This is a genomic window from Bradyrhizobium sp. Cp5.3, from assembly GCF_000426265.1.
GTDB lineage: Bacteria > Pseudomonadota > Alphaproteobacteria > Rhizobiales > Xanthobacteraceae > Bradyrhizobium > Bradyrhizobium neotropicale.
Window position 1 is genome coordinate 1 of the sequence record NZ_AUFA01000024.1, and the last position, 16,374, is coordinate 16,374.

Genomic DNA, 16,374 nt, shown 5'->3' on the forward strand with positions numbered 1-16,374 from the left:
CGATCCGTCCCCGCGTTCGGCCCCAACGGTGCGCCCGCCGCGCCGCATCGCGACCGTGGCGCGGCCCGCAGGCCGCCGTGACATCCGCCTCCATCATCGTGCCGAGCGCCTCGATCCCCGCCGCAAGGCAGAACCGATCAAAGCTCGCCCGCACTTCTGCAAACGCTTCGTCCACAGCCCCAGTCGCCGGCGAACCAGCCGGTGTGATATCTCTCGTCATGGCGTTGCTCTCCTTTGTGGAATCAGCACCCCGAGCCTACCGGCTCAAGGTGGGCAACGCCGACCTCTTCAGAAATTCAACAGAACCCGGGACATCCCCGAGAGTCTCGGCGACCGCCGAAACTTCATGAATTCACGCGATCGCATGCCGACGCGCGTCAGCAGGAGGCCCGAGCCTCAATCGCAGAGCCGGGTTCGCGTAACGGACCGATCACGACGTAAGGGCGAACTGTCGGCGCAGCCGGGGTTGCTCCCACTCCAATGCGGCAACGATTACGTGTCGACGCCTTCGATCCACATGAACTAGATCGTGTACCCATTGGCGATCGGTGCGGACGTTTGTTAACTTCTGCGTTCATCGTTCCAGCTCACTCGGAACAGAATTGCGCCTCTTCGGGACCATCACTTCGGGTAATCTTGTAACCGAACCTCCCGGGCCCGCCGTGCGCCGCCGGCCCGCAGGCATCCCCGTGGGCATGTCGAATGTGCTCAGGAAGTCGCGTTCGACAGGCCGCACCCACAGAGACCGAAAGCGGCGTTCCATCCGATGCGCCGTTTGAAGCAGGTACTCGTGCGCGACGTCGATAGGGACATAGCCCTGCGGCTCTGCAAGCGCGTCCAGCACGAGTTCGGTTTTCACTCCCGCACCCGCGCCGTACTCGATCAGGATAGGCCCCGGACCGGCGAACTGTCGCAGCTCGGATTGGCGCGCCCGCAGGATCGCTTTCTCCGCGCGCGTCGGATATTAATTTTCGAGCCGCGTGATCTCCTCGAACAGGTCGGAACCTCGTTCGTCATACAGCCAGCGGCACGGGATCGTCTTTGAAGGCGGGACAGTCCCTCGACGACGTCGGAGCGAAAGAGGTTGTGGTCGTTATGGGGCAGCCTTGCGATCGGATCGTGCATCGACGCATGTTTCCTTCAATGGCCCAAACCGAATTGCTGCGGGCGCACGCCGCCGCGGCGGGAACGTAAATCCGCGGATCGCACCGCGAATCCACAATCCGTCGCCGGTCGTCCAGACACACAGCACGAGGTGCTCTTTCATTCCTCCTACACCGCCCGACACCCCGAGTACGGCACACTCTTCGACGGCTGATCGCGGACAGGCCGGACGCACGCGCGCAAAGCGCTTTTGGACGACGATACCTCACGCTTATCGAATGTATGTTCAAAGGGAATTTCTAATTTCGTCCGCTGTATCCGATCTTTGGGTCTGCCGGGCCCGCCGAACACGCGCGGCCGCCTCGACAAGAATTGAAACTGTTGCGCCGAGCCGCCGTGACGCGTGCGGGCAGCAAAGGAGCCCCGATGAGATTACCGAGGACTGTCGGACCGGCTGTCGCCGTCTCCCTGCTCGCCGCCACAGTGACGACGTTCGCGTAGATCTGCGGAGCGGCTCCGGCCGGCCCGAGCGCGAGCCCGCGTCAGGCAGACTGAGCTCCGCATGAGGCCATCTACGCTTCTGCCGCACAGAGGGGGACGCCTCGCACATGGATGAACACGCGATTACGCCGCGATCAAAAAGTGGACTGCAACTCCGATGACCAATGACCAAAGCGACAAAACCTTCCATTCGAACCGTCGAGGCTTTCCCGGCGCCGCCGCCACGGGCGCTGCTTCGCTGGCTCCGGGTGTCCTGATAGGAACCGCCGCGACAACCGCGGCTCTCGCGGAAGCATCCGAACCTGCCCCCTCCGAATCCGTGGATGCTTCCGCGAGTATTATCGCTGAACCTGTCTGTCGCCGGTGCATCCATCTATCCCTTCAATGCGGGCTACAACCCGACAGGCCCGCTGGGGGCACTCGCGCTTCCACTCGGCGACGATCTCAACAATTACGCTGCGCGGCCGCGCCACCTCTGATCCCGATCCAAAAAGGATGTTCCCAATGAAAAGCGCAGGAAAGATCGGCGCGATTATCGCGGCGCTCATATTTGCAGGAGCGACCGCGAATCCAGGCTACGCGCAGGACGCTGAGCACGGAAAAAACATCTTCAAAGCTTGCGCAACGTGCCACGCTACGGATCAGACCGATCGCGTCGGGCCCGGCCTGGGAGGAATAACCGGCAGGAAGGCGGGTACGATTCCCGGGTTCAGCTACAGTAGCGCGATGAAGACGTCCGATATTGTCTGGAATGCGAAGAGCCTCGATGCGTATCTGGAATCGCCACAGAAGGTGGTTCCCGGAAACATTATGCCCTACGCTGGGCTGAAGAACCCGACGGACCGGGCCGACCTCGTTGCCTATCTTGCTACGTTGAAGTAGCGGCCCGTTGAGCGGATCGTCAGCAAGACACCATCCATTCGGACGTTAAAGCCATCGATATGCCTACCGGCTCGGGACGGGTGCGGGCTCACACCGTGGCGGTCGCCCCCCGCCGACGGAAATCACCACTTGCCATCGAATCGATAGACAATCGTTGTTGCCGCTCACCGCACGGCGTGACGACCTCGCGGCCTGCGCAACTTGCCTTGATTTATGAATGGAAGTGAGGACTGTCGCAGCACAATTCCCCGCCGCTATGGAAATTATAAGTACCAGCCATTGGAAACTTTCGTCCCGCGCTGCGACCAATGACGATCACTGTCGCAGATTTCATCGAATAACGCCCAGGGCAACCGTTTCAGCCAACACGAACAGGAGACCCCTGATGTCCGACTCCTATCCACTCCCTACTGAACCCGAAGGCATTGTCGCGTCGCTACTCGAGCGATTTCACTCCGGCAAGGTCGGCGCGATGATGGCCTTGTGCGACCCAGAGGCCGTGTTCATCGCGAATGACGGGCGAACCATCACCGATCACACCGAGATCGCCGCCCGACTCAAGCGCGATCTCAGGCTCGGTCTACCGCTGAAGGCCAAGGCGCGCCATGTGTTCGTTACTGGCGATATCGCCTAGTCGTGCTGAGCTGGTCAATTGATGGCACAGGTCCCGACGGCAAGCACGTGCACCTTGGAGGCTCGGCGAGCGACGTCGTGCGCCGCGGCGCAGATGGACGATGGCGGTATCTGATCGACAACAATCAAGGGACGGCAGTGCGACGGCCCGCCTGACATATGTACGCCACGGCAGCTCTCAGCGATGGAGTCACTCTTCAGCCTGGCGTCGACGATCACCGCCCTTTGGTGAAACTACCTAGTCGGAGATTTTGGACCTGTGCGTCCGAATTCTCCGGGAGACGACGGATACACGGCTCGATGCAAAACGTGGCACCAGTGATCAACCAGGCTCACCGGGGCGGAACGCTTCGCCTGGCATTCTTATCTGCGCTAGTCTCCCTGGTGGTCTCGTTTGCCGCGGCGGCCGCTCCGATCCCCCTTTACAACATCTACCGGGCGGAGGACGGGTTCACTAACGCCGGCATCTCGATGGCCATCGTCGCCTACGCCGTCGGCACCATCGCCGCGCTGTTGGTGCTGGGACGACTGTCCAATCATCTGGGCCGGCGGCTCACTGCGATCACTAGCCTCAGCCTGCTCCTGGTGGGCTGTCTGCTATTGCTGAATGTGCACGACATCGACACCCTGCTGGCCGGTCGGCTCCTCGTGGGCGTCGGTACCGGGTTGGCCAGCAGCAGCCTGACCTCCTACATCGTCGATGCCGCACCCAGCAGACCGAAATGGTTGGCGTCCGTCGCCTCCAGCCAAGGACCAATGCTCGGCCTCACTGTCGGCGCCATCGCCTCCGGCGCCTTGGTCCAGTTCGGCCCCTGGCCACGCGACCTCATCTACCTGGCTTGCATCGGCTTCCAATTACTGTCTGCTGCACTCATCGTCATCAGCCCGGAAACAGCAACTCCGACTCCGGGCGCTTGGCGATCGCTGTTACCCAGGGTCAGCGTACCGGTCCGGGTCAGACATTTGCTCCCTGTCGCGGCGGCAGTGTTCCTGGCCACCTGGGCGAGCGGGGGCTTCTACCAAGCGTTCGTGCCCGCGCTTGTCGAAGATCAACTCCACACCCGCAGCCCGCTGATCCTCGGACTGGTGTTCGCCACCTATATGACCCTCAGCGTCTTCGGCGCTCCCATCGGCGGCCGGTTCACATCCGCGGTAGCCCAACGCGTCGGGATGATCACTTTCCTTGCCGGAATGATCGGCATCAGCACAGCGATCGCCGCCGGCACACTGGGGTTGTTCATCATCGCAACCATCGTCGCCGGCGCCGGCCAAGGCATCGCCATCAGCGCCACCACCCGCGGCCTGCTGCACGGCAGCACCCTGGCCGAACGGGCACCGATCTTCAGCACGATCTACCTTCTCTGCTACAGCGGCGCCGCCCTCCCCAGCCTCATCTCCGGCCAACTTTCCAACGCGTTCTCGCTACCGCAGATCGCGCTCGGATACAGCGGACTTGCCGTCGTCGCCACCCTGTTCACTGTCTTCGGTGCACGCAATCCGCATACCGACACGACGGAGAACTGCAGCTGCGACAGCTCGAACGCTACCGGTTCACCAATGCAGGGAACAGTGTCATGAGAATCGTCGCTGTCTTTGCCGTCCGGGTGGACAAGGAAGGCGGCGTAGCGGGATGGGCCGTAATCGGCCAGCAATTCGGGCGCGCCGGCGCCGAGCGCCAGTAGTGCTGCCTCGCAGAAGCGCAGATTATCGCCGGAACATATCCAGCAAAGAGACAAATGACGGAGGAGAAAACTATCATGAAGGCGATCGTTGTGACGGACCAGGCTGCGGGAACGGCCGGGATGAAGCTGGTGGAGTGGCCCGAGCCGGAGGCAGCGATAAACGACGTCGTCGTTCAGGTTCATGCGTCGGGATTCACCTCGGGTGAGCTGACGTGGCCCTCGACCTGGACCGATCGCCTCGACCGTGACCGGACGCCGACGATTCCTGGCCAGGAGCTGGCGGGTGTGGTCACCGGTCTCGGCTACGGCACGACCGGGCTGTTGGTAGGACAGCGGGTGTTCGGTCTCTCGGACTCGTATCGCGGCGGCACCCTGGCGGAGTATGTGGCCGTGGAGGCACGCAACCTCGCGCCGCTTCCGGGCGACGTCGACTTCACGGCGGGTGCGGCCGTGGCGATGCCGGGCCTGACCGCCTGGCAGGGACTGTTCGTGCACGGCCGCCTTCAGGCGGGGCAGAGTGTCCTCGTGCACGGCGCGGCCGGCGCAGTCGGTTCGATGGTAACGCAGCTCGCGCGAGAGGCCGGCGCCTACGTCATCGGCACCGGACGCGCTGCCGACCGTCAGAAGGCGCTCGACTTTGGCGCGCAGGAGTTCGTCGACCTCGAGAACGACGTTCTCGAAGACGTCGGCGGAGTCCATCTGGTTTTCGATGTCATTGGCGGCGACATCGGGAAGCGGTCCGCAGGCCTGATTCGAGCCGGAGGAACGCTGGTAAAAATCGCCGGGCCGACCGAGGCGCGGCCGGCCGACGGCTTGGCGATCGACTTTGTTCTCGTGTCCGATCGCGCCCAATTGAGTGAGATCGCCCGGCGGGTGCGGGACGGACGACTGCGTACAAACATCGGCAACATCGCGCCCCTCGACGATGCCGTCGCCGCTTTCAATCCGACCAAGCGAATCAGCGGGAAGACGATCATCCGAGTTCGTCCGTGAGGAAACAGCGAAGGCGAGCGGTTCTCCTCTCCCGCATGGATTGTCGGCGCCTTCCCCGTGGGCCCGTCTGCGCGCCGCGCGGGGCTGTGCCCATCCATCCGACCGTCTCCGAGCTTATCCTCACGGTCGTGCTCGGTGCGCCTTCCTCGATCAGGCCGACTCGGCGAAGGATCAGCGCGCGCATAACCGTCTCGATCCTGGCGGATTTCCTCAAGGCCTACCCGGATCAAGGCAAGTTTGCTCCTTGCAGATCGCGTGCAGAGTCTGTTTCAGGAGCAAATCGACCTCGGGCCCCTAAGCTCCCCTGCCATCCTTTTTACCGAACACGCAGCGCCATGCCGCAAGGCGCTCGGTCGGATGCTGATTCATCCAGTCGGCGAGCTGCGGTGCGCCCATTAGGCAGGACAGCATCGAGACGTCAGCGAAGTCCGAGGTGGTGACGGTCTGCTCGTGGCAATTTGCTGGAGAAGACAAACTGCAGAGCACGGCGATGATCGCGATCATGATAGGCCTCCCTCGCCGCGATGGTCGTCCGCGTCGACACGCATATGGCTTGCGGATACATTGCCCCGCTGCGCGCGGACGGGATCAGACGGCGGAAAGACGCTGTCGTAGATCGCTCGGGCTTCTCGAATAAGGCGAGCGCGCTCCCGCTCGGACTCTGGGACAAATCGAATAACCTCGCCCATATTTCACTCCTTTTATTTACAATAATCATTCCATCTGGTCGTGCAGGTCCGTTGACGCCGGGGTCGGATGTTGTAAGGCGGCGGTCGTTTAGTTCGGTCGAGTTAGTACGCCGTGGCGCTGCTTTCCATCGCGCGATCGGAGCTTTCAGCGTAGATGTAGAGCGGACCCGCCGTCCCCCCGAACACTTCGCGGGAGATCACGACTTCTTCGACGCCTTCGAGTTCGGGAAGATCGAACATGGTCTCGAGCAGGATCGCCTCGAGGATCGAGCGCAACCCACGCGCGCCGGTCTTGCGCTCGATCGCCTTGCGGGCGACCGCGCCAAGCGCCTCGTCGGTGAAGGTCAGCTCGATGTTCTCCATCTCGAACAGCCGCTGGTACTGTTTCACCAGCGCGTTCTTCGGCTCGGTGAGGATCTTCTTCAGCGAGGTCTCGTCGAGGTCCTCCAGCGTCGCCACGATGGGCAGACGGCCGACGAACTCGGGGATGAGGCCGTACTTCAGGAGGTCTTCGGGCTCGACGTGACGGAAGATCTCGCCGGTGCGGCGATCTTCCGGCGCGAGCACCTGGGCGCCGAAGCCGATCGAGGTCGACCGGCCGCGCGCCGAGGTGATCTTTTCCAGGCCGGCGAACGCGCCGCCGCAGATGAACAGGATGTTGGTGGTATCCACCTGCAGGAACTCCTGCTGCGGATGCTTGCGGCCGCCCTGCGGCGGGACCGAAGCCACCGTGCCTTCCATGATCTTGAGCAGCGCCTGCTGCACGCCCTCACCCGACACGTCGCGCGTGATCGAGGGGTTGTCGGACTTGCGGCTGATCTTGTCGATTTCGTCGATGTAGACGATGCCGCGCTGGGCGCGCTCGACGTTGTAGTCAGCGGCCTGGAGCAGCTTCAGGATGATGTTCTCGACGTCCTCGCCGACATAGCCGGCTTCGGTCAGCGTCGTCGCATCCGCCATCGTGAACGGCACGTCCAGGATACGGGCGAGCGTCCGCGCGAGCAGCGTCTTGCCCGAGCCGGTCGGACCGATCAGCAGGATGTTCGACTTCGCAAGCTCGACGTCGTTGTGCTTGGTCTGGTGGTTGAGGCGCTTGTAGTGATTGTGCACCGCGACCGACAGCACCTTCTTCGCATGGCTCTGGCCGATCACGTAATCGTCCAGCACCTTGCAGATTTCCTTCGGCGTCGGAATGCCGTCGCGCGACTTGACCAGCGAGGACTTCTTCTCCTCGCGGATGATGTCCATGCAAAGTTCGACGCATTCGCCGCGGACGAAGACAGTCGGCCCCGCGAACAGCTTGCGGAGTGCATTGTTGGAGAGTGACTGAACTGCCATGGCGGCCTCAAACCACATCCAGGCGGTCATAAGCGGGAAGACGATCATCTGCGGACCTCGACCATTGTCATTGTCAGAGAATAGTGAGGGTCAGCCGCCGCATTTCGTCGCCAACAGGCCTTTGAAAGCGTTGATCACGGAATCGAGCGCAGTTAGCACCCGCGCGCCGTCGACGCGGCCCGCAGCGGCCTGCCGCATCGCGGACTCATAAAATGAGGCGGCGAAGGCGCGACAAGTCTTCTCGTTGTCGGCGGCATTGCCGGGTTCGCTGTGTACAGTCGCCGAGACCACGCGAGCGGCGTTAACATCCTTTAACGTGGACTCCGCCGCGAGCCCGGGAATTGTAGATGCATTGATCAGAGCAGAAGCGATGAGAATAGTGATTCTCCTCATGAGCGGACTCCAGAATGCGGGTTGTTGCGAGGAGACTTACATTTCCGCCGGTCTATCCTCTATTGCACGTGGGTTGTTCAGGGTACGGCTTCTCGGCTCGCCGCTCGTAGTCGTCGGCAAGAGCCTTAAGCTGAGCCGCAATCGCTTGGTCCGTCATGGTTTTGGCCGTGCGACGCAAAGTCTGCGCGGTCTTCAAATATTCCTTGCCTCGCTGTGAGAACTGAAGCGTCATGATGCCCTCGCGCGATTTTCGGGCGACTGGTCGAAAGCGATTTGGAACCAGCCCATCCAACTGTGGACACTTTGGCGACGCGCCTTGAAGCGATCGACGCACCTCCTGGAGCAAAGCGGCGTTCGCCACGAATAATGCCGGACCAGACCAAACTTGCCCTCACAGATTGCGCATCGCATGGCCTTGTCAGACCCGTGACTTTCCAAGCGGTAAGGCATTGCTTTCTCCTCTTGGCCTGTGTGCATTTCGGATGCACTAAGACTAAGGGGATTGTCACCAACGGCTCAATTGGGCGCGGGTTGAGCTCGGGTATCCAAAGGGAGCGGGACGATGATACGAAGGCTCAGACGAGTCCTAATTGGAGTTCGCCCGCTGCGATCCCGCGACTGCTTTCGTCCGGCGCAAGCCTCGATTACAAGCCATGCCGGATTGGCTTCGCAATTAGGCTCGCACTTTCGCGCTGAACTCGTGCTGCACTCCGAGGGCGACCCCGGCGCTGTCCACGAGCATGATAACATCCTCCGGCCGGGCTCTCGGTTGAGGCTGTGGAGGGGTAGTCGATTGTCTCTCTGATCTGCATGTCGGGCCTCCTGGCCTGCGATCGCTCAACGGAACGCCGACTTCGGGCCGTACACGCGAGCGTGGCGACGATGAGTTGCAGATTGAGTTCAAGCCGGTTGAAGGAAAATCATCTCTCGCCATGGAGTTGATAGCCGACCGTTATCGGAACGGCTGAGGCACGCTTGGGGTCGTGCGGCGAGAGTGCGGTGCTCGTTCCATGAGGATTTGCTTGAAGCGGAACTCTCGGCCGCCACGAAGAGGTCTTCACGCTCCAATCGTCCGGGCTTCTGTATTACAAGCGGTTATTGAAATCATAGCCTCACCAGCGAATTTCGCGGCAATTACACTGGCTGCCGTCGTGAGGGGGTGCGAGACCGCGGCCGACGGCCTGCACCTCGCGGCAATGAGGATTGCGAGCATAGACATGACCCAGAGCATCGAAGGACAACCTACCCCCGAACTCCCGGTCCCGTAATCGATCGATGCTGACCGAAAGGAGCGCCCGCCTCTCACCCAGAAGGAGCTCGGTGCGCGCCATAGACTTCTGTTTTTCGATCGAGATTGGTGCGCCGGGGCCGCCATTGGCGCGGATTTCCAACTCCTAAAGCACTGGTTCAAACCCCCGCACCAAGAAACGTCGGATTTGCCGCGATCCACACATCACTTTTGTGCTGTTTCTCGCGCGGAACTTCGCGTCCAGCTACGCTCGAGCGGCGGCCGCTGCAACGAGTAGAGCCGGGCAACTCGCGTCAAATTGCTACAAAAATGAAGGAGGTTCCGCGTCCGCCGCATCCAGCAAGACCAAGGGACGGCTGGCATTTCTCGGGCGACGGAGTACGATTTCTCCAGGGCGGACAGAGGCCGCGCGTGTGGCGCACGAAGAGCTTGATCAGCCGACTTCAAGCCGAAGCCCGACGCCGGAGTCTGACAGATGGCGCAGCAGTCGTCGAACGTCGCGTACTCGGATGGTAGCTCTCAGGTGTTGTGGGAGGACGGCGAGCGCGTGTTCAGCCGCGGCTGGCGACTGGACGACAATGGTAACCGGCTCGCCGTGCTGCTTGTTGCCCCTGCCGCCGACCACCCGTCCCGCTCAAGAATCGATCGCCTCACGCACGAATACGAGCTGAAAGATGAGCTCGACAGGGCATGGGCAGCGCTGCCGCTGGCCCTCATGCGCGACGCCGGTCGGACCGTGCTGGTGCTCGACGATCTGGGCGGCAAGCCGCTCGACCGTTTACTCGATAGGCCCATGGAGGTAGGACGCTTCTTGCGCCTGGCTATCGCTGTTACCTCGGCTCTGGGCAAGCTTCATCAACGTGGGCTCATCCACAAAGACATCAAGCCAACTAATATTGTGGTGGACTGCGCGGATGGACACGTGCGGCTCACCGGGTTTGGTATCGCATCGCGCCTGTCCCGCGAGCGGCAGGCTTCCGAGCCGCCCGAGACCATCGCCGGCACGCTTGCCTACATGGCGCCCGAACAGACCGGACGGATGAATCGGTCGATCGATTCCCGGAGCGACCTCTACGCGCTCGGTGTCTCCTTCTATCAAATGATCACCGGTGTTTTGCCGTTCACCGCCGCGGAGCCGATGGAATGTGTGCACTGCCACCTCGCTAAGCGGCCGTTGCCGCCTGCCGAGCGGCTGAAAGAGATCCCTGACGCCGTCTCCGCGATCGTCATGAAGCTGCTCGCGAAGCGCGCCGAAGATCGCTATCAAACGGCGGCTGGTCTCGAAAGCGACCTTCGCCGCTGCCAGACCGAATGGGAGGCGCGGCGCCATATTGACGACTTTCCACTCGGCTCACATGACACGTCCGACCGGTTCATGATCCCCGAGAAGCTCTATGGGCGGCAGCGCGAGGTCGAGACCTTGCTCGCCTCCTTCGATCGCGTCGTCAACGGTGGCGCCCCGGAACTGGTCCTGGTCTCGGGCTATTCCGGCATTGGCAAATCCTCGGTCGTCAACGAGCTGCAGCCGGTGCTGGTGCCGCCGCGTGGCCTGTTCGCTTCCGGCAAATTCGATCAGCTCAAGCGTGATATTCCCTACGCGACGCTGGCGCAGGCGCTTCAGAGCCTGATCCGGCCGCTGCTCGGCAAGAGCGATGCCGACCTTGCGCCATGGCGCGATGCCTTGCAGGAGACGCTGGGATCTAACGCAGGATTGATGGTGGATCTCGTTCCTGAGCTGACGGTCCTCATCGGAAAGCCGCCGCCGGTCCCTGAGCTTCCGCCCCAGGACGCGCAGCGGCGGTTCCAGATGGTACTTCGGCAATTGATCGGTATCTTTGCTCGGCCGGAACATCCCCTGGCACTGTTCCTCGATGACTTGCAGTGGCTAGATGCGGCGACGCTCGACCTTTTGGAAGACCTGTTGAGCCGGTCCGATCTCCGCAATCTTCTCCTCATCGGCGCCTTCCGCGATAACGAAGTAACGGCAACGCATCCGCTCACGCGCAAGCTGGAGGCGATCCGGGCAACCGGAAGGGTGCAGGACGTCAGACTTGCCCCGCTGAGAGCCGAAGACCTGGGAGAACTGGTCGCGGACTCGCTCCGCTGCAACGCGGAGCAGGCCGCCCCGCTCGCAGGGCTGGTGCACGCGAGGACCGACGGCAATCCGTTCTTTGTGATCCAATTTCTTAACGCACTCGCTGACGAGAATCTCCTGACCTTTGATCACGAACGGGGGAGATGGTGCTGGGATCTCGGTGGCATCCAAGCCAAAGGGTATGCAGACAATGTGGTGGACCTTCTGGCCGGGAAGCTGACGCGGCTACCGCTCGACACGCAGGACGCGTTGCGGCAGCTCGCGTGCCTCGGCAACATTGCCAATTTCAAGATCCTTTCGATCGTTCTCGGAACGCCGGAGGAAAAGGTGCACGCGGCTCTTTGGGAGGCGCAGCGCCAACAACTGATCGATCGCGTCGAGCGCTCCTATAAGTTCGTCCATGACCGGGTGCAGGAAGCGGCCTATGCGCTGATCCCGGAGGCGTCGCGCGCACAAGCGCATTTGATGATCGGCCGCCTGCTCGTGGCACAGACGCCTCCGGAAAAACGCGATGAAGCGATCTTCGAGATCGTCAACCAGCTCAACCGCGGCGCGCCTCAGATCACGTCGCAGGAGGAGCGCGAGCGGCTCGCGGACCTTAATCTGGCCGCAGGTAAACGTGCTAAGGCTTCATCAGCCTATGCCTCGGCGCTGACCTATTTCACCATCGGTGCGGCGCTATTGCCGCAGAACGCGTGGGAACGGCGGCAGGAGCTGGCCTTTGCGTTGGAGCTGCACGCGGCCGACTGCGAGGTCTGCACGGGCGCGCTGCAGGCCGCCGAGTGGCGTCTGGAGGCACTCGCAATGCGCGTTCTCGGCGCGGTCCAACGATGCGCCGTGGCACGTCGGCGCACTGATCTGTACACGATGCTCGGGGCGGGCGAGCGCGCAGTGGCGGTGGCTTTGGAATGCTTGCGGCATGTCGGGGTCAATTGGTCGGCGCATCCCACTGAGGTGGAAGCGCGCCGCGAGTACGAGCGCATCTGGTCGCGTCTCGGAAGTCGCGCAATCGAGGATGTCGTGGATTTGCCGCTGATGCAGGACCCTGAGTCTCTGGCGACGCTCGACGTGCTCAACGGCCTGCCGGCTTCGGCCATGTACATCGACGAAAATTTGTTCGCGCTCACCATCTGTAGGGCCGCCAATCTCAGCCTGGAGCGCGGCAACAGCGACGCCGCACCACCGAACTACCAGGCATTGGCCCTTATCGCAGGCGCCCGTTTCGGCCACTACGAAGAAGGTTATCGATTCGGAAAGATGGCTTGCGATCTGCTTGAACGCCGCGGATTGAATCATTTAGGGGGACGTACCTATTTCCTCTTCGCGGGCGCGCTTCCATGGACACGACCGCTCGGGGAGGGGATCGATCCGGCGCATCGTGCCTTCCAGATGGCGAAAGAGCACGGCGACCCGTCATTTGCTTCATTCGCCCTCCGCGCTCTCAGTTCCATTCTTCTTGCCCTAGGCCATCCACTCGATCAACTCGAACGTGAGGCCGAGCACGGACTGGAGTTCGTGAGGCGGTTCGGATTCTTCCTAGACAGAATTTCAGCGCCGCTCGCGCTCGCCCGGATGCTGCGTGGAAGGACCACAAAGTTCGGCTCCCTCGACGATGGTCGCTTCACGGAGCGCGCCTTCGAGGAGCGCGCGACAGGTCAGCCCACCCAGGCCTTCCTGGAATGCTATTACTGGATCCGAAAGCTCCAGGCGCGCTTCTTCGCCGGCGATTACGTGTCGGCGATCAACGCCGCCGATAAAGTGGAGACATGGTACGCTATGTCCCCCTCGCTGTCGCTCTTCATGCTGGAGGAGGAGGAGTATAACTTCTATGCCGCACTGGCTCGCGCTGCATGCTGCGAGCCGATCGGCCCTGACCCGTATGCCAGGCATCGCGAAGCGCTTGGGCGGCACGAGCGAAAGCTTCGGGCCTGGGCGACGAATTGTCCGCAGAACTTCGAGGATCGCGCCGCGCTGGTCGGGGCCGAGATTGCCCGTATCGAGGGACGCCCGCTCGAGGCCATGGACCTCTACGAGCGCGCCATCGCGTCGGCACGCGCAAACGGCTTTGTCCATAACGAGGCGCTCGCCTACGAATTAGCTGCCCGCTTCTACGAGGTGCGAGGCTCCAAAGAGTTCGCGCATCTCTACCTGGGGAACGCACGGCGGGGCTACCTTCGATGGGGAGCCAACGGAAAGGTGCGGCAGCTCGATAAGCTCCATCCGCGGTTAAGGCAGGACGAGCGTGCGCCGGCGCTAGCGGGTACAATCGAAGCACCGGCCGAACATCTCGATCTCGTAACAATGATCGAAGTCTCGCAAGCACTCTCTGGCGAGATGGTGCTGGAAAAGCTCATCGACAAACTCATGCGCGCAGCCCTCGAGCATGCAGGCGCCGAACGAGGTCTCTTGATTATCCCGCGAGGCGAGGAGCTGGAGATAGAGGCGGAAGCGACCACTAGTGGAGAGGATGTAACCGTGCATCTGCGGGACGGGCGGCATATTGCAGCCGTGTTGCCGGAGTCGCTGGTTCGTTATGCAACGCGCACCCAGGAAATCGTGATTCTCGACGATGCGTCAGCTCACAATCCATTTTCCGCCGATCCCTACATCGTTGAGAGTTATCTCCGTTCTATTCTCTGTTTGCCGTTAATCAACCAGGGAAAGCTTACAGGCATTCTCTACCTCGAGAACAATCTGGCGCCCAGAGTCTTTACGCCCGATCGCGTCGCTTTGTTGAAGGTGCTTGCGTCGCAGGCGGCGAGCTCGCTCGAAAATTCGCGGCTTTATCGCGACGTCGCAGATCGCGAAGGGAAGATTCGGCGTTTGGTCGACGCCAACATCATCGGGATCATCATTGCCGACCGCGAAGGTCGAATTCTTGAAGCCAATGACGCGTTTCTACGTCTCGTAGGATATGACCGTGAGGACTTGGTTTCGGGCCGCGTGCGCTGGACTGAGCTGTCCCCGCCCGAATGGCGCGAGCGCGACATATTGACTCAGGCAGAACTGAGCTCAACCGGGATAGTTCAGCCCTTCGAGAAGGAGTATGTTCGGAAAGACGGCAGCCGCGTTCCGGTGCTTATTGGCGCCGCTCTGTTCAAAGAAGGAGGCGACGAGGGCCTTGCATTCGTGCTCGATTTGACAGAGCGCAAACGCGCAGAGGACCGCCTCCGCGTGCAGCACACCGTCGCGCAGGTCTTGGCGGAAGCGGCCACGATCGAGGAGGTCACTCCGAGAATACTGCGGGCCATGGGCGAGTGTCTGGGATGGGACGTAGGCGCGCTCTGGCGCGTGGACCGGAAGGCCGAGACGCTGCGCTGCGTCGAGCTTTGGCATAAAGAGTCAATAGAAATCCCCGAATTTGAAAGAGCCGATTGGCAGTTCACCTTCGATCCGGGGGTGGGGCTACCGGGCCGGGTGTGGTCCAGCCTTAAGCCCGCATACATTCCGGATGTCGTTCCTGATAAAAACTTGCCGCGCGGCCCCATCGCCGAACGCGAAGGACTACACGCGGCAATCGGCTTTCCTATCCTGCTCGGGAGCGAAGTCTTGGGCGTGATCGAGTTTTTCAGCCGCGAGATCAAGCAACCCGATCAGGAGCTGCTCGACATGGTGGCCACCATCGGCAGCCAGATCGGTCAGTTCATTGAACGCAAGCGCGCCGAGGACGCTCTGATGCGAAGTAAGGATTATTTGGCCGAAGCGCAGAAGCTGACGCATACAGGCAGTTGGGCTTGGGATCCCCGCACGGAACAAGTGCTGTTTTGTTCCGAGGAAATGTTCCATATTTACGGATTGGATCCACGGTCGAGCCTGCCCTCTCGAGAAAATTTTCGACAGCAAATCCACCCCGAGGATCGCGATTGGGTAAAGGAGAGATTTGAGGAGTCGCTTCGCAAAAAAATTGACACCTATGCCGAGTACAGGGTTGTTCTGCGAGACGGAACAGTTAGGCACATCAGTGCCTCGGGTCATCCGGTTCTCAACGAAGACGGCGAGCTCATCCAGTTTGTCGGTACCGCTGTAGATGTGACAAAGCGCAAACAAGCTGAGGAATCATTGCGGGAAAGCGAGGCGAATCTCGCCCACATGAACCGCGTGAGCACGATGGGAGAGTTTGCTGCCTCGCTGGCCCATGAAATTTTGCATCCGATAGCGACCGCTCGCAACAACGCCCGCGCGGGAATGCGCTTTTTGGAAATGAATCCGCCGAATCTGGGTGAGGCCAGGGAAGCGTTCGGTTGTGTGGTCAGGGACGCGGACCGAGCCAGGGATATCGTTGGACGGATGCGCGATCACATGAAGAAAGCGCCACCGCGAAAGGAACGCCTTGATCTCAATGCGGCGCTTAGCGAAGTGCTCGTATTGGCGCAAAGCGTGATCCAGAAGAACGGCGTTTCGGTTCAGACTCGGCTTGCGGATGGATTGCTTCCGGTTCTGGGGGATCGGATACAGCTGCAGCAGGTCTTGCTGAACCTGATTCTGAATGCAGCTGAAGCAATGGGTTCGGCCGAGGAGAGGGCAAGAGATTTGTCGATCAGCACCCAACAAGACCGGCCAGACGTTCTCGTGACGGTGCGCGATTCCGGGCCTGGTATTGATCCGGAGCATCTCGATCGCGTCTTCGACGCCTTCTACACCACGAAGTCCAGTGGGACCGGCATGGGGCTGACGATATGCCGGTCCATTATCGATGCTCATGGCGGCAAGCTGTGGGCGGAACCAAATGAGCCTCGCGGCGCTGTATTCCGCTTCACCCTGCCGGCAGCCTAAGAGGACTCATGAATTCTCTTCGAGAGGCGAACCCGGCGGCAA

General features: G+C 61.4%; 10 protein-coding genes and 2 pseudogenes. 6 read left to right on the forward strand and 6 right to left on the reverse strand.

Annotation, left to right across the window (positions count from 1 at the left end; all coding sequences use genetic code 11):
- Together K289_RS48965 and K289_RS53120 are read right to left on the reverse strand one after the other, a co-directional pair.
- Positions 1 to 220 (reverse strand): annotated as a pseudogene (locus tag K289_RS48965) (IS256 family transposase); the annotation flags it as partial.
- 354 nt (positions 221 to 574) lie between these two features.
- Positions 575 to 1,036, reverse strand: a pseudogene (locus tag K289_RS53120) (L-histidine N(alpha)-methyltransferase).
- 892 nt (positions 1,037 to 1,928) lie between these two features.
- Between K289_RS53120 and K289_RS50695 the strand changes: the two are divergent.
- From K289_RS50695 to K289_RS0126940, 5 genes are all read left to right on the forward strand, one after another.
- Entirely contained in the window at positions 1,929 to 2,084 is a 156-nt protein-coding gene (locus K289_RS50695) for a hypothetical protein (protein ID WP_156918198.1), read from the forward strand.
- A 25-nt stretch (positions 2,085 to 2,109) separates the two neighbouring features.
- On the forward strand, positions 2,110 to 2,487 hold the full coding sequence (locus K289_RS0126920; RefSeq protein WP_027554373.1) for a cytochrome c family protein: 378 nt from the start codon (positions 2,110 to 2,112) through the stop codon (positions 2,485 to 2,487).
- Between the two features lie 385 nt (positions 2,488 to 2,872).
- A complete protein-coding gene (locus tag K289_RS48970; protein ID WP_051310849.1) occupies positions 2,873 to 3,121 on the forward strand; it encodes a nuclear transport factor 2 family protein in 249 nt (82 codons plus the stop codon).
- Positions 3,122 to 3,420: 299 nt separating this feature from the next.
- The gene (locus K289_RS45210; protein ID WP_051310851.1) at positions 3,421 to 4,698 is read left to right on the forward strand and encodes an MFS transporter; all 1,278 of its coding nucleotides are present in this window, start codon (positions 3,421 to 3,423) and stop codon (positions 4,696 to 4,698) included.
- Positions 4,699 to 4,877: 179 nt separating this feature from the next.
- On the forward strand, positions 4,878 to 5,795 hold the full coding sequence (locus tag K289_RS0126940; protein ID WP_027554374.1) for an NADP-dependent oxidoreductase: 918 nt from the start codon (positions 4,878 to 4,880) through the stop codon (positions 5,793 to 5,795).
- 294 nt (positions 5,796 to 6,089) lie between these two features.
- On the opposite strand, the gene K289_RS0126945 is transcribed toward K289_RS0126940, so the two are convergent.
- From K289_RS0126945 to K289_RS0126955, 4 genes are all read right to left on the reverse strand, one after another.
- Positions 6,090 to 6,299 carry a hypothetical protein gene (locus K289_RS0126945; RefSeq protein WP_027554375.1) on the reverse strand — a complete coding sequence of 70 codons (210 nt, stop codon included), beginning with the start codon at positions 6,297 to 6,299 and terminating at the stop codon, positions 6,090 to 6,092.
- Positions 6,296 to 6,484: a hypothetical protein gene (locus tag K289_RS52440; protein ID WP_084788724.1), complete on the reverse strand. Its 189-nt coding sequence runs from the start codon at positions 6,482 to 6,484 to the stop codon at positions 6,296 to 6,298. The genes K289_RS0126945 and K289_RS52440 overlap by 4 nt, the downstream gene beginning before the upstream one ends.
- A gap of 102 nt (positions 6,485 to 6,586) precedes the next feature.
- Positions 6,587 to 7,822, reverse strand: coding sequence for an ATP-dependent Clp protease ATP-binding subunit ClpX (clpX, locus tag K289_RS45215; RefSeq protein ID WP_245284010.1), 1,236 nt, complete (start codon positions 7,820 to 7,822; stop codon positions 6,587 to 6,589).
- A 90-nt stretch (positions 7,823 to 7,912) separates the two neighbouring features.
- Positions 7,913 to 8,215, reverse strand: coding sequence for a hypothetical protein (locus K289_RS0126955; protein WP_156918199.1), 303 nt, complete (start codon positions 8,213 to 8,215; stop codon positions 7,913 to 7,915).
- Positions 8,216 to 9,939: 1,724 nt separating this feature from the next.
- Here K289_RS0126955 and K289_RS45225 point away from each other — a divergent pair.
- Entirely contained in the window at positions 9,940 to 16,332 is a 6,393-nt protein-coding gene (locus K289_RS45225) for an AAA family ATPase (protein WP_051310853.1), read from the forward strand.
- Positions 16,333 to 16,374 lie beyond the last annotated feature (42 nt).